Genomic DNA, 12,567 nt, shown 5'->3' on the forward strand with positions numbered 1-12,567 from the left:
GTGCTGCCTGACCGGATGACTGGCCATGCCAGACAAGACATTTGAGGAGGACAACCATGTCACTGACACAGGACCACCAAACCAAGAAGTTGATGAACGCGCCCGAAGACATCATTCCCGAAATGATTGAAGGCATGATTCTGGCACATCCCGATTTGTTGAAGCTTGAAGGGGCGACAGGGCGAGCGGTTGTCGCGGTCGATGGCCCACGCGATGGCAAGGTTGGTATCGTGGTGGGCGGTGGGTCAGGCCATGAGCCTGCATTTGCCGGCTATGTTGGTCGCGGGCTTGCCGATGCAGCGGCCGTGGGTAATGTCTTTGCCTCACCCTCACCGGAACATATCAAAGAGGCCGCCATGGCTGCGGATGGCGGAGCAGGGGTGGTTTTCCTTTATGGCAACTATACCGGTGATGTGCTCAATTTCGACATGGCTGCAGAGGAATGCGCCGAACTTGGCATTGATGCCCGCTCCGTTGCTGTGATCGATGATGTGGCCTCTGCACCAAAGGAGAAAGCTGGTGAGCGTCGCGGCATAGCAGGTGATTTTTTTGTCTTCAAAATCGCCGGTGCCGCTGCCGATCAGGGCCGTTCACTTGATGAGGTGGTTGCCGCGGCAAACCGTGCCAACGCGGCGACCCTGTCGATGGGTGTGGCGCTTTCGGCCTGTTCCATGCCCCAGACCCTCAAGCCCAACTTCGACATCGGACCCGATGAGATGGAAATCGGCATGGGCGTCCATGGGGAGCCGGGGATGCGAAGGGCAAAAGTCGGTCGGGCCGATGACGTGACCAATGAATTGATGGACCTGATCCTCAACGAAATGAAGCCAAAGGCAGGGGATGAAGTCGCAGTCCTTGTCAATGGCCTTGGTGCCACAGGGTTGATGGAGCTTTACGTGGTCTCTCGCCGGGTCGCCCAGATCCTGGCCGCTCAAGGGGTCACGATCCACTATTCATGGGTTGGCGAATATTGCACATCAATGGAAATGGCCGGGGCGTCCGTGACCTTGCTCAAACTGGATGAGGATCTGAAATCCCTTCTCGATCATCCTTGCCGAACCCCGGCTCTGACGGTTGGGGCGGCCCCTCGTCCAATTGACGGAGCGAAGAGAACAGTGCGGACCTATGAGGGAACAAGCCGTGCCGATGCGGTCGATCGTGCATCACTCAAGTCGAGCGGTTCAATCTCGCCTGAAATTTTTCGTGTCATGATGCTGGCGGCCGGAGCCGCAATTGCACAAGAGCGGGATCGATTGAGTGAGTTGGACGGGGTCATTGGCGACGGAGACCACGGTGTGACCATGGATATCGGTTGGCGGGCCGTGATCAAGGCCCTTGATGCCGCGCCCGCAGACGACACCATCACACTGACATGCACAAAGGCAGCCAAGGCATTCCTTGATGCTGTCGGCGCATCCTCCGGTCCGCTCTATGCCGGTGCCTTCAACACCGCAGGCAAGACTGTGGTTGACCGGCTCAATCTGGATGGCGCCGCGATGGCCGCTTGGGTTGAAGGCATGCTCAACGGCATCCTCGGTCGGGGTGGTGCCAGTGCAGGCGACAAGACAATGATCGATGCATGGATGCCCGCCGCAGAAGCGGCCCGCAAGGCCGCAGACACAACGGACGATCCGGCGATCGTGCTGAGGGCCGCATGCGATGGTGCCCGGATGGGGGCAGATGCAACGCAAGACATGGAGAGCCGGCGCGGTCGCTCCAAAAAACTCGGAATCCGGTCCGTTGGCCACATCGACCCTGGAGCAGAATCAGCCCATGTGATGCTCAAGGCAATGAGTGAGGCGCTTGGAAGCGCAGGCTAGATTCTGTTGACAGACCTGACTTGCAGGTCAGTAAAGGTCTGTATCGGGATGGTTATGAAGTAACGATCCTGAACCGCTTGCTGTTAAGCGATGGGGAATGGATGATGTTCAACGCGTCACCCATTCCTATGAATCACAGACTGTTTGGCAGGTCCCGACTTGAGGCCGATATGCCAAGACAAAACAGACAGGAAAAAGCCAACTCGAAGAGTCTGTGTAGGAATTGAATGGCTTGGAGCCATCCATTTCTAAAATCGGTAAAGTGCCTTTCTGTCCCAAATTTAGCAGAATTATGGATATGCCTGCATAATATAAGGATATGGTAAATAAATATTTGAAATGAACATTATGCAGTATTGTCAACAACTGTGTTAATCAGCCGAGATTTACGAACAATTAGGTAAAATACTTTAGTGTCTGGCGCATACTATTCGGACGGAGGAAGCGGATGTCCAAACCAGGCAAACAAGCAAAACATCAGTCGACCAACCGGTTGCATTCGGTTGGAACGAAAATTGGCGCTGGCATGGCGCTGCTCGCGGTTTTTGTGATCGCCATTGCCCTTGTGGGGGTACGCGGCATCGGATCTATCAGCGGCGCTCTTACCCAGACGACAGCGGCCACGGACATCCTCATTCATGTCAACACTGCGACCGGTTCGATCTCCGAGTTCATTCTCAATAAGAAACCGGATCGGATAGAGAATGCGGTCGAAAATCTCGACACAGCGCTTGGCCGGATCAGCTCCGAAAACAACCAAAGTGACGCTCAGATTGCCGCAGACATCAAGGCGATGAAAGAGGCAGTGCACCAATTGGGTAGCTCTCAGGCCGCCGTCGAGAAGGCATCCAGAGAACTCGTCGAAATCGTCGACAAACTCAACACCAGTTCCTCAAAGGCCGAACAAGCCAGTGCCGACGCCATCAATGCCGCTGAACGCGAAACGGGCAATGTCTTCGTCAATCTCGATCGTGCGCGCAAGATGCTCTACAGCGCCAGCAATGTGCGCTCCGCCGGTCTTGAGATTCATCAGGTGCTGACCGAGCAATTTTTCCTGACCCAGCAAGCCGTGGACAAAATCAAAGTGTCCTTCGAAGCTGTTCGCCCCTCCATCAAGTCGATGACCGATTTTGGCAGTGCCCCGAGCACTCAGAAACAGGTCAGCACCATCGTCACAGCCTTCTACAAGTTTGACAAGGCCGTGGCGCAGGATGGCCCATCAGCGGACTATTCCCTGCTCGTTGATAACGCCAAGATCATGGTCAAATACGCCTCTGAGCTGAACAATGTGCTGGCCGACGAAGTGGCCAAAGAGATGGCCATCAAGACCGAAAAAGACAATGACCGTTCTAAAGCCCGTGTGATTGGCGGCTTGGTGCACAATTTCTCGAATCTCATTCATTCAGCAACTCTGGCTGCGGATCGCTATCGGTTGGTACCGACCGAAGAGATGGCGGCCAAGGTTGAGGGAACGCTCAAAAAGGCTACCGGTTTTGCCAAAATTCTGGGCAAGAAAGGCCACGAAGACCTGCCCACGGGCCTTGAAAACCTGAAAGCGGCTTTCCAGTCCCTGCAGGATGCAACGGTCCAGTTTGACGAGACGACCAAGCGGGTTGTCGAAACCTCCCGGCTTGCAGCAGACCATGTCGAGCGCTACACCATCGAGGCGCAGAAGCTGGCAGAAACCCAAAGCAGCCGCAACATCACCCTGATGACAGCTGCAGGCGGGGTGGCAATTCTGCTCACCATCGCGGTCAGTTTTCTGTTGATCAAGCTGATTGCTCAGCCGATTATCAATATCACCGCCTCGATGTTGCGTCTGGCCGATGGCGATACGGACATTGATGTCAAACCGTCCAACCGGCGGGATGAAATCGGCACCATGCTGCATTCGGTGCGCATTTTCAGGGAAAACGCCCTTGAACGGGTGAAGCTGGAACAAGCCAAAGCTCAAGAGCAATCCGCCCAGATTGAACGGCAGAAGCATATCGAGGCACTGATCAGCGGCTTCCACCGCTCCAGCCACGAATTGCTGGCCGCAGTGGGCTCCACGGCGGGCGATCTCAACAACACGGCGACTGCCTTGACCAATATTGCCAGAGATTCCACCAATCGCGCCGATGACACCCAAGGCTCGTCATCCGAGGTCAGCAACAATGTGCAGACTGTGGCCTCTGCTGCGGAAGAATTGTCGGCGTCGATCTCTGAGATCTCGGAACAGGTCAACAGAACGACCGAAGTGGTGAGACGGGCAGGCGAGCGCACGCAAGCCACCAATGAGAAGGTTGAAGGGCTCTCCTCGTCAGCCTCGCGTATCGGTGAGGTGGTCAGCCTTATTCAGGCCATCGCCGAGCAAACCAACCTACTCGCGCTCAATGCGACCATCGAGGCCGCACGTGCGGGCGAGGCTGGCAAGGGCTTTGCTGTCGTCGCCGCAGAAGTGAAAGAGCTGGCGAACCAGACCTCCAAGGCAACTGAGGAGATCTCCTCACAGATCAATGAAATCCAGTCTCTGACCGAAGAAACGGTCTCTGCGATTGCCGCCATCACCGAGACGATGGAGGAAGTTGACAAATATACCGCCACCATTGCCGCGTCGGTCAATCAACAGGGGGCAGCAACCAACGAGATTTCGTTGAGTGCCGGGCAGGCTGCAAGAGGCACGGCCAGCGTGTCGTCCAACATCACCGGCCTTGCAGAGGCGGTCAATGACACATCCCGTTCGGCGGATCAGGTGCTTCAGGCCTCAGCCGCTTTGGGTGAAAAAACCGAGACCTTGACGCAACAGGTAGAGACCTTCCTGAACGAGGTTGCCTCTGCATAGGCCTTGCCTGACGAAGTTACAGAACACTCAAAACAAACAAACCGCGCAAAGCAATTTGCGCGGTTTGTTTTTGCCCGGATCGTCGAAACCAATCCAGCTCGGTGCACAGCAATCGACTGCAAGATCCGGTCAGGATTTTGCTTCGTCCTTGTGAGAAGCGGGCGGCGAAGGGAACTCCTGGACCGAAGTCTGAAACGGATCGATGCCTGAAGTGAGGATTGCGTCAGGACATGGAGCGAGCCTGTTGGCGCTTGCTGGAGTGAGAGCAAAAAAGGACCGCATTCTTGTCGGAATGCGGTCCTTTTTGGTGTTCAGTTATGAAAGCCTGCTAGCAAGCCCTGCGCTCTGGGCCCTCATAACTTGTTTCATTGTTTACGCGCCTGTCGAGAGGCCCTTGTCGCAAACCGAGAATGAAGCTGGCGACTTCCTGCTGCAGGGTTGCTGCGTCTTTCGTCATCCGGTCGGCCGATTGCAGGACGAAGTCCGCTGCGTGGCCCGTTTCTTCTGCATTCTGGGACACATTGTTGATATTCTGCGCGACTTGCTCCGTGCCGGTATGGGCTTCTTCCACATTCCGGGCAATTTCTGCTGTCGCTGCATTTTGCTGTTCCGCAGCGGCGGCAACGGCAGCCGTGATTTCCTCCATCTCGCCAATCACTCGGGAGACATTGCCAAAGGTGGCGACAGCCTCTTGTGTGGCGGCTTGAATGGTTTGGATCTGAAGCGTGATGTCATCAATGGCCCTTGATGTTTGACCAGCAAGATCCTTGACTTCACCAGCTACGACGGCAAATCCCTTGCCGGCTTCGCCCGCTCTGGCCGCTTCGATGGTTGCATTCAAGGCGAGCATGTTTGTTTGCGCGGCAATGGCAGAAATGAGCTCCACCACTCGGCCGATCGTATCGGCTGCCACGGCCAGACTCTGGATTTTTTCCTCACCTTGCCGTGTCTCGTTCACGGCGTTGTTTGCCACGCGAGCGGAGCGTTCGATCTGGGTGCCGATTTCCTGAGAACTCGCGCTGAGCTCTTCCACGGCGGCGGAGACCGTTTGCACATTGACCGACGTTTCATGGCTGGCCGAAGCGACAATGGCCGCCCGCTCATTGGTGTTTGCGGCGCTATTGGTCATTTCAGTGGCCGTCGAGTTCATCTGATCGCCAGCCTCGGAGAGATTGGCGGCAATGATTTTCGTGGCATCTTCAAAGTGGGTCGTTTTCTCGGCAAAGTCATTGATGCGCATTTGCACACGCGAGATTGCACCATTCATTTGCCCGGCATAGGCATGAAAGCTTCCATTCAGACCTTCGAGCTGGATGCGGCGATAATACTTGTTCTGAGACAAGGCGTTCGAAGACGCCACCGCTTCACGCATGAAGGTATCAAAGCTATCAACCAGATAGTTCACCGATGTCATCAGAACACGAAGATCCCCAGCATCGAGATTCTCATTTGTCCGTTGCTCGAAATCACCATATCCAACACGCTTGGCGATGGTGGAGACATGGTTGATTGATTGGCTGGTTTTGTGGTTTTGCCACACACCAACCAGCAACAAGGCGCTAGAGAGGGCCAACAGGACCAATGAAAAAGCCGCTCCGCCCAGCCCGGTAATGAACGAACCGATTGCCGTCAGGTTCAGGCCCAAGGCAACCAGAACACTCCAACGCATTTTAGAGAGTGAGGATAAATTGATCATAGGTCGTCCTTTTCTCTTCCAGAATGCTGGCGAGATGGTTGCTGCTGTCCTGCAATCCGGCTTTCCGGTTGCTCTGGCGTGCTTCAAGTTCAAGCAAGTTGCCGTAAAGGGGTTGAATCACCTTGGTGAGAACTTCCCGGTTCGGTGCGCGACGGGCCGAATGATATCCGACCACGTCTCCATCTGCGTCAAAGGAAGGCGTGACATGCGCAAACACCCAATAATGGTCGCCATTGTTGGACATGTTCTTCACATAGGCGAAAATCTCGCGTTTGGCCTCAAGGGCACCCCACAAGAGTTTGAAAACAGCACGAGGCATTTCGGGATGGCGAACACAATTATGCGGTTTGCCGAGCAGCTCCTTGTTTCCATACCCGGCAATCGTTCGAAAGAGTTGATTACAATAGGTAATCCGTCCCTTTGTGTCAGTTTTGCTGACCAGCATCTCGGCGGCGTCGAAATGACGCTCCACCCCCGTTGGTTTGATCTCTGATGCCATATTGACCCTCGCACGCATCGCAATAATATCTATGTAATAGTCCTATAATTGAAACTTTAACAATCTAGAAATGCGTGTATTTACCAAGTGAAATTTCCACAACTTCTCCGTACAATTATGTATAGTTAAGGTTGTGTGAGTATAATCTTTGAAAGTATTTGTATATACTGGAAGGTATTGTCAAATAACACTGTTCAGCGAAGCTGCGTAAACGCGTTAAATATTCCGAAACCAACTGGATAGAAGGAAGGCGACTAGGCAAAAAGTATTAAGGCGACGTGCGCGCTTGGTAAGGTTGTACCGGCCCTGCCGCCAATTGGTCCACCAAACAGAGGATGCTGACAATCCGAATATCGCAACTGCCAGAGCCAGAAACTACCGCAACCGCATCGAGATGATTGAGCGGGTATCTCGGTTTTTTGCTTTTTGCATCGACCTCCTCCACCCTGACCGTTACACTGACGCTGGACGTCGATGAACACAAGCGCATGCATCAAGCAAAACAACCGGGCTTGCTGGGCGATGGTGCTCAAGCAAGAGACAAACTGAGCAACGGACATTCGCAACAATGTCAATTTCCAGTAGCCCAATCATTCCCTTTCGGTGGGACTTGTCGAAACGAGAACAGCTCGGGGACCTCGCCAATCATCCGAAGGCGGATATCCCGGATGGATATTATCAGGACGTGCGCGCGATATCCGCCAAGGTCATCGCATTTTCTGATGCGTGTGATCTGGTTTTTGTGGGCCGCTCACCTGAGCATCTGTTTGACTATCTCAATGGAAGCTTTCAGGATCTGGAGCAACGACCCAGCCTGACATTGTTTCAATTTTCCAAAGCCCTTCAAAACCAGAGCTGGACGGCAAGGACCGGGCCGCCCGACTTCAAGCATCGGGAAGTGGTTGCGCTGCTTGATCACCTGATCGAGCTCAATATCGATCCGCTCAGCTTGACTGCCTCCAAACGAGCGCTGCGGTTTGTCGACTTTGTCAGCACGGGGGCCACATTCCGAGACTTGCTTGCACTTTACAAAAGACTCGCGGAACACCAGAAGGCAGACTGGAACATCGTTGAACGCAGGCTTGGTTTCATCGGCATCACAAGCCGTAAAAAGAACTCGCCCAATACCTATCGCTGGCAGCAATCAGAAGAATGGAAAACAATAGCAGGCAAGGTTGGAGCAAAGAATGTCTCGGTGTCCTGGCCCTTCTGGGATCACTGCGCCAATCGATCTGAAAAGGTAACGCCATCCCATCACCGCGGCAGATGGTTGAAGCCGCAGGTCGAAACGCCCGAATATGGAGAAGCCATACAAAAGGCTTTGGCGCGGTCCGTCGACATTTACGAATTTGCCAACAGCGCTGAAGAGCGAAAGCTTTTCTCGCAGACTCTGTCATCGAGCCGCGAAATCCGTCATGCATGGCTGCGAAAACTGGCGCATGATCTGAAGTTCGGTTGATTGGAAGGGGGCACCGCGCCCTCAATCCACTGGTTCGTCAAGCAACATTCTCACCCGTTCGTCAATCTGATCGCACATTTGCGCACTGGAATAGCCCGCGCGGGCGCGAAACATGTAGCCTTGTCTCATATCAAACAACAATGCAGCCCGTTCCCGGCAAGGGAAGGTGGGTGATAAGGTGCCTTTCTCGACTTCTTTTTCAAACCGCGCGGTCAAGCGTTCTTCTGCATTCGTGATCGCAGCGCCGACCCGTTCAACCACCCCCTCGACATGCCCGACAGAGGCAATGACACTGGAGGCGAGAAAGCACCCCTTTGCGCCGCCTTGATGGCCAGTCGCTGAGTGGATGACCTCAGTCAGAAAGGCGCGCAGCGCCTTCTCGATATCATCTTCTTTCTCGATCGCGACAAGTGGAGCGCAAGCATCGGCCGCGCAATAGTGATCGATGGTTTTGAGATAGAGTGCGCGTTTGTCGCCAAAAGCCGCGTAGAGGCTGGGGCCCGTGATGCCCATCGCACCCGTCAGATCGCGCAAGGATGCGCCATCATAGCCCTTTTCCCAAAATACAGTCATGGCCTTCATCAAGGCCTCATCGCAGTCGAAGGTTCGCGGGCGACCAATTTTTTTTGTATCGTTCAATATATATTCCTTGACGATGATGTGATTTTCGAATTATGTATTGATCAATATATATAGAAGGTGATCCGAAATGACTAGTAAAAAACTCACCGCCGGAGAGGTCTTTCCGGTGATCGATCTTCCTGTGCTTGATGGCAGTCGGCGCACATTGTCCAAACCTCGGCAGGGCTTTGACTGGATGCTGGTGCTGGTTTATCGCGGCAAGCATTGTCCAATCTGTACCACCTATCTCAGAGAGCTCAACGCGGTTCTGCCGGACTTGCATGCGCTAGGGGTGGATGTTGTTGCGGTCTCGGCGGATAGCAAGGAGCGAGCGATCGGCCACATGGCAGACGTGTCGCCCCAGTTTGACGTGGCCTATGAAATGACCGTCACCCAGATGCAGGAGCTGGGGCTTTATGTCTCTGGTCCGCGCAACGGCATCGATGTCGAAGCGCCCTTTGCAGAGCCGGGCCTGTTCGTCATCGACGAAACTGGCCACACCCAAATCATCGACATTTCGAATGTTCCATTTTCACGGCCCAGCCTGCCATTCATTGCCAAAGGCATTGGATTCCGGCGTGGTCCGATGAAAGACGCCCCCGTTAACGGCACATATGCCTGACTTTATAGGAGACATCATGACCGAGAAGACAAGCGCAGCCCTGCAGGACAAGGTGCAGGACCTGATGAAATATGGCGTCAGCGCCAACATGGAAGAGCTGGACAAAATCTACCACAAAGACATTGTGGTGATGGATCTGAGCATCGATGGACGACTGGTGACCCTTGAGAAACAGGCTTTCATGGCGCAACTGAAAGAAGCCTTCAAGGACAAGATACCGGAAGAGCATCTATGGGCCAAAATCCACAGCCTCACGGTCAATGGGGATCGCGGCCATGTTCTGATTTCGCGGAAAATTCCAGTCGGAGGGCCCAAAATGAAGATCGATCTGAGCATTGATTTTCTCTTCGAGGATGGCCGCTGGCAGGTAACCCGTGAAGTCAATTTCAGTCGACCTGATACGGACGACCAAGTCGCGGCCTGACAATCTCAGGCTCGATCTTGCAAGCATATGACTGGCACTGGTCTCGGGCTGGCAGACATTCAGCCCGAGCCGTACCTGATCGCCGGTCCGTCCTGTGTGTATGGCGTCTTGATACAGGATGATCAACAGGCGTCAGGGTTTCAGACGCGGCGGGCATGGTCGCGATAGTGACTGGGTGTCATCCCGGCTTCCTTGACGAAACTGCGGGTGAAGTGGGAGGCATCACAAAAGCCGGTTTCCGTTGCAATCTCGGTGATGCTGGCCTCCGCACGCCGCAGCAACATCCGGCTGTGGGACAAGCGCACTTTAAGGGCCGCTTCTGCCGGGCTGAGACCTAGGGCCTCTGTGAAACGGCGCTCCAGCGTCCGGCGGCTCACTTTGAGCATTCGGGCAAGATCATCCATTCGCATCGGTGACGTCAGCCGCTGGCGCATCAGCAGCAGCGCCCGCCGCACCATCGGATCACTGGTGGCAAGCTCCAATGGCAAACCGGGTTGGGGCTTTTCCTCAGTCTGGGCCTCATCGATGATCATGATATGCAGGCTCTTTTGCGCCTCCGCCTTGCCCACATGGCGATCCACCAGAAAGGCAGCCAAATGGGCTGAGCTGACGCCGCCTGAGCAGGTCAGTCGATCCCGATCGACCACGAAAATCTGGTCGGATACCGGGGTCAGGCCACCAAACTGGTCGAGAAAATCCTCATGATGGAACCAGCTTACACAGCAGCGGTAGCCCTCCATCAGCCCGGCCTTGTGCAGAATGAAGGCACCGGTGCATATGCCGACCAGCGGAACCCCCTTGTCTCGTGCCTCACGTAGGAAAGCGAGATAGTCCGGCCCCAATTCTGCTCCGGCCCCCAACAAGCCTCCCACGACTGCGATATAGTCATAGGCCTCCGGTTGCCGCAATGGGCCATCAGGTTGGACCTCGATTCCGGCGCTAGATCGCAACGCGCGACGGTCGGGGGATAGGATACGCCATTCACAGCGGATCGGGCGAGACCGGTCCCCTTCATCGGCGGCCAGACGCAAAACATCAACAAAGTTCGCAAAAGCCGACAGGGTGAAGCGCGGGGCTACGATCAGCCCGATACGCAAGCGAGGAATGACAGGACGGGATCTGGCATCGGACATGGCGCAGTCTTTTCATTTGGCAGTCAGGGGTTGGCGTAAAGATACAATAGCTTTGTCGCATTCATCCAATCAAGCCCATGGCCTGCGGATTTACCTTTTCTCAGTTGGCCTCAACACAATCACATGACAGCCAATCCGCGAAACCAGTGCTCAATCCAAGAGCATGGCGCGGATTGCAACAACAGGGAGCCGCCGCACCATGACCCGATATTCCGCTTGGTCGGTTTTCAAGAATGCCTTGACAGGTCATAAGAACTGGCCCGAGCAATGGCCGGACAAAGAGCCGAAATCCAGCTACGACGTGGTGATTGTCGGTGCTGGTGGTCACGGTTTGGGCGCTGCCTATTATCTTGCCAAGGAACATGGCATCACCAACATTGCGGTCATTGACAAAGGCTGGCTTGGTGGCGGCAACACCGGACGGAACACCTCGATCATTCGCTCCAACTATCTCTATGACGAAAGCGCCAAGCTCTATGATCACGCGGTCGATCTGTGGGAAGATCTGAGCGAGGATCTGAATTACAACGTGATGTTCTCCCGCCGTGGCGTCCTGATGCTGGCCCATAATCAGCATGACATCCAGAGCTTCCAGCGGCATATCCATGCCAATCGCCTCAATGGCGTTGACAATCGCTGGGTCAGTGCCGATGAGGCTAAGCAAATTTGCCCGCCGCTCAATCTTGACCCCGATGCCCGCCATCCGGTGCTTGGAGCCGCTTTCCAGTCCCGTGCCGGCACAGCTCGTCATGACGCGGTGGCCTGGGGCTATGCCCGTGCGGCAGCCAAGCTCGGCGTTGACATCATCCAGAATTGCCCCGTCACCGCCATCCGCCGCGATGCCAACGGATCGGTGGAGGGCGTCGTCACGCCCAAGGGCTTCATCCGGGCGGGCCGGGTCGGCGTGTCGGTGGCAGGCACCACCACCCCCTTGATGGAAAGCGCTGGTGTTCGCCTGCCGCTTGAAAGCTTCCCGCTGCAGGCGCTGGTGTCCGAACCGGTCAAGCCGATCTTCCCTTGCGTGGTCATGTCAAACAGCGTGCATGCCTATATCAGCCAGTCCGACAAGGGGGAACTGGTCATCGGCTCAGGCACCGACCAATATACCAGCTACAGCCAACGCGGCGGCCTGCCGCTGATCGAACATACCATTGCGGCAATCTGCGAGATCTTCCCGGTCTTCAACCGCATGCGGGTGATGCGCACATGGGCGGGCACCGTCGACGTGACGCCAGACCGCTCGCCAATCATCGGCAAGACGCCCGTCAAGGGTCTCTATGTCAATTGCGGCTGGGGCACCGGTGGCTTTAAGGCCACCCCCGGCTCGGCCCATCTCTTCGCCCATACGATTGCCAACGACGACCCGCACCCGATCAACGCCCCCTTCACGCTGGAGCGCTTCACCACCGGTCGCCTGATCGATGAAGCCGCCGCCGCCGCTGTGGCCCACTAAGGCGCATTGAGGACAA

10 protein-coding genes are annotated in these 12,567 nt (G+C 55.3%); 6 read left to right on the forward strand and 4 right to left on the reverse strand.

What is annotated here, in order from left to right; all coding sequences use genetic code 11:
- Positions 1-56 precede the first annotated feature (56 nt).
- Together dhaL and DSD30_RS19880 are read left to right on the forward strand one after the other, a co-directional pair.
- Positions 57-1,820 (forward strand): dihydroxyacetone kinase subunit DhaL, encoded by a 1,764-nt coding sequence (gene dhaL, locus DSD30_RS19875; RefSeq protein ID WP_114011505.1) that lies wholly within the window; start codon positions 57-59, stop codon positions 1,818-1,820.
- Positions 1,821-2,268: 448 nt separating this feature from the next.
- A complete protein-coding gene (locus DSD30_RS19880) occupies positions 2,269-4,644 on the forward strand; it encodes a methyl-accepting chemotaxis protein (protein ID WP_114011506.1) in 2,376 nt (791 codons plus the stop codon).
- Between the two features lie 328 nt (positions 4,645-4,972).
- Here the strand turns inward: DSD30_RS19880 and DSD30_RS21990 are convergent, their stop codons facing one another.
- Both DSD30_RS21990 and DSD30_RS19890 read right to left on the reverse strand, forming a co-directional pair.
- A complete protein-coding gene (locus DSD30_RS21990) occupies positions 4,973-6,340 on the reverse strand; it encodes a methyl-accepting chemotaxis protein (protein ID WP_198663073.1) in 1,368 nt (455 codons plus the stop codon).
- Entirely contained in the window at positions 6,315-6,839 is a 525-nt protein-coding gene (locus tag DSD30_RS19890) for a PAS domain-containing protein (RefSeq protein ID WP_114011507.1), read from the reverse strand. The genes DSD30_RS21990 and DSD30_RS19890 overlap by 26 nt, the downstream gene beginning before the upstream one ends.
- Before the next feature lie 568 nt (positions 6,840-7,407).
- Here DSD30_RS19890 and DSD30_RS19895 point away from each other — a divergent pair.
- Positions 7,408-8,298, forward strand: coding sequence for a hypothetical protein (locus tag DSD30_RS19895; protein ID WP_114011508.1), 891 nt, complete (start codon positions 7,408-7,410; stop codon positions 8,296-8,298).
- A 21-nt stretch (positions 8,299-8,319) separates the two neighbouring features.
- On the opposite strand, the gene DSD30_RS19900 is transcribed toward DSD30_RS19895, so the two are convergent.
- Positions 8,320-8,871 carry a TetR/AcrR family transcriptional regulator gene (locus DSD30_RS19900; RefSeq protein WP_198663074.1) on the reverse strand — a complete coding sequence of 184 codons (552 nt, stop codon included), beginning with the start codon at positions 8,869-8,871 and terminating at the stop codon, positions 8,320-8,322.
- A 136-nt stretch (positions 8,872-9,007) separates the two neighbouring features.
- Between DSD30_RS19900 and DSD30_RS19905 the strand changes: the two genes are divergently transcribed.
- On the forward strand, positions 9,008-9,541 hold the full coding sequence (locus DSD30_RS19905) for a peroxiredoxin-like family protein (RefSeq protein WP_114011509.1): 534 nt from the start codon (positions 9,008-9,010) through the stop codon (positions 9,539-9,541).
- A gap of 16 nt (positions 9,542-9,557) precedes the next feature.
- Entirely contained in the window at positions 9,558-9,965 is a 408-nt protein-coding gene (locus tag DSD30_RS19910) for a hypothetical protein (RefSeq protein ID WP_157967793.1), read from the forward strand.
- A gap of 140 nt (positions 9,966-10,105) precedes the next feature.
- On the opposite strand, the gene DSD30_RS19915 is transcribed toward DSD30_RS19910, so the two are convergent.
- Positions 10,106-11,098: a GlxA family transcriptional regulator gene (locus DSD30_RS19915; RefSeq protein WP_114011511.1), complete on the reverse strand. Its 993-nt coding sequence runs from the start codon at positions 11,096-11,098 to the stop codon at positions 10,106-10,108.
- A 199-nt stretch (positions 11,099-11,297) separates the two neighbouring features.
- Here DSD30_RS19915 and DSD30_RS19920 point away from each other — a divergent pair, with 199 nt between their 5' ends.
- Entirely contained in the window at positions 11,298-12,551 is a 1,254-nt protein-coding gene (locus DSD30_RS19920) for a sarcosine oxidase subunit beta family protein (protein ID WP_114011600.1), read from the forward strand.
- Positions 12,552-12,567 lie beyond the last annotated feature (16 nt).

It is taken from the genome of Cohaesibacter intestini, assembly GCF_003324485.1.
GTDB classification, from domain to species: Bacteria; Pseudomonadota; Alphaproteobacteria; order Rhizobiales; family Cohaesibacteraceae; genus Cohaesibacter; species Cohaesibacter intestini.

Coding starts and splice junctions, on each gene's coding strand:
- dhaL (WP_114011505.1), top strand. CDS start 57: ATGTCACTGACACAGGACCACCAAACCAAGAAGTTGATGAACGCGCCC.
- DSD30_RS19880 (WP_114011506.1), top strand. CDS start 2,269: ATGTCCAAACCAGGCAAACAAGCAAAACATCAGTCGACCAACCGGTTG.
- DSD30_RS21990 (WP_198663073.1), bottom strand. CDS start 6,340: ATGATCAATTTATCCTCACTCTCTAAAATGCGTTGGAGTGTTCTGGTT.
- DSD30_RS19890 (WP_114011507.1), bottom strand. CDS start 6,839: ATGGCATCAGAGATCAAACCAACGGGGGTGGAGCGTCATTTCGACGCC.
- DSD30_RS19895 (WP_114011508.1), top strand. CDS start 7,408: ATGTCAATTTCCAGTAGCCCAATCATTCCCTTTCGGTGGGACTTGTCG.
- DSD30_RS19900 (WP_198663074.1), bottom strand. CDS start 8,871: ATGACTGTATTTTGGGAAAAGGGCTATGATGGCGCATCCTTGCGCGAT.
- DSD30_RS19905 (WP_114011509.1), top strand. CDS start 9,008: ATGACTAGTAAAAAACTCACCGCCGGAGAGGTCTTTCCGGTGATCGAT.
- DSD30_RS19910 (WP_157967793.1), top strand. CDS start 9,558: ATGACCGAGAAGACAAGCGCAGCCCTGCAGGACAAGGTGCAGGACCTG.
- DSD30_RS19915 (WP_114011511.1), bottom strand. CDS start 11,098: ATGTCCGATGCCAGATCCCGTCCTGTCATTCCTCGCTTGCGTATCGGG.
- DSD30_RS19920 (WP_114011600.1), top strand. CDS start 11,298: ATGACCCGATATTCCGCTTGGTCGGTTTTCAAGAATGCCTTGACAGGT.